We start from the raw sequence: 680 nt of genomic DNA on the forward strand, positions 1-680 counted from the left end.
ATAGGGTGATGAATCACGAGAGTAAGTGCCGCCACCTCCATGGACACAACTATCGCTTTTACTTTGTGATAGAGGCGATGGAGGGGTTGGACGAACTGGGGCGTGTGCTGGACTTTTCGGTGATCAAGGAGACGCTCTGCCAGTGGCTGGAGGAGCATTGGGACCATCGCTTTCTTCTCTTTGTGGAGGACCCCTACCTGCCGACGCTTGAGCAGCTGAGCCCCGAGAGTATTGTGGCAGTGCCTTTTAACCCAACGGCGGAAAACATTGCCCAATATATGCTATCGACCATCGCCCCACCCCTCCTAGAGCCATGGGGCTGTAGGCTGGTGGAGTGCCGAGTAGAGGAGACGCGTAAATGTGCCGCCACAGCTCGCATTGAGGAATGATGGAGCATCGGCTGAGGATTGTGGAGCTCTTTCAGAGCTTGCAAGGGGAGGGGGCGAATAGTGGTCGGCTGATGATTTTCATTCGCCTTACAGGGTGTAATCTGCGTTGCGACTTCTGCGACACTGCTTTTGATCGAGTGGAGATGGAGTGCACACCAGAGGAGCTACTGGAGGAGATCAAGAAGAGATACCCGACCTGCAAAAACCTCCTTTGGACTGGGGGGGAACCAACTCTGCAACTCACGGAGGAGGTAGTGGAGTTTTTCAAGTCGGCTGGCTACTGGCAAGCCC

2 protein-coding genes are annotated in these 680 nt (G+C 54.9%); both read left to right on the plus strand.

Annotated features, from left to right (window positions below):
* The coding region (locus QVO39_RS06925; RefSeq protein ID WP_288171894.1) for a 6-pyruvoyl trahydropterin synthase family protein at positions 1-389 on the plus strand (389 nt) is incomplete at its 5' end.
* The coding region (locus QVO39_RS06930; RefSeq protein WP_502685069.1) for a radical SAM protein at positions 386-680 on the plus strand (295 nt) is incomplete at its 3' end. The genes QVO39_RS06925 and QVO39_RS06930, both read left to right, overlap by 4 nt.

This window comes from Porphyromonas sp. CAG:1061, assembly GCF_000435035.1.
GTDB lineage: Bacteria > Bacteroidota > Bacteroidia > Bacteroidales > Porphyromonadaceae > Porphyromonas_A > Porphyromonas_A somerae.